Raw genomic sequence first — 418 nt, 5'->3', positions numbered from 1 at the left:
ACCACTAAATCACGGGTTTCAAGAGCCGCCACACTGCCAGTGGAGAGCGCGGCAATTTGTGATGAAGACAGCGTCGCGGCCTGATCCGTGGTCAGCGCAACAGTTTGATCCGTGGTCAGTGCACGCACCTGGTTAGTCGTCATCGCAGCCACCGCAGTGGTGGTCAGTACAGCCAGATCGCGGGTTTCCAGTGCGGCAATATTAGTAGTACTCAGTGCAGCAACCTGACGCGAGGTCAGCTCGACAGCCTGTGCCGTGGTCAGCGCCACTGCCTGATCGGTGGTTAAGCCTGCCAGCGAGCTGGTCGTGATATTGACAACCTGATCCGTGGTCAGATGCGCCACTTGATCGGTGGTCAGCACTCTGATCTGAGCGCTGGAAAGTGCAGCAATCGCCAGCGTGCTGATCACGGCCAGAT

At 58.1% G+C, this 418-nt stretch carries 1 protein-coding gene; it reads right to left on the bottom strand.

What is annotated here, in order from left to right:
* A partial coding sequence (locus tag HA050_RS21760) for a hypothetical protein (RefSeq protein WP_205836567.1) occupies positions 1-418 on the bottom strand: 418 nt, incomplete at both ends.

The organism is Iodobacter violaceini (assembly GCF_011601265.1).
Classification (GTDB): domain Bacteria; phylum Pseudomonadota; class Gammaproteobacteria; order Burkholderiales; family Chitinibacteraceae; genus Iodobacter; species Iodobacter violaceini.
This window is presented reverse-complemented; position numbering and strand designations above follow the sequence as displayed.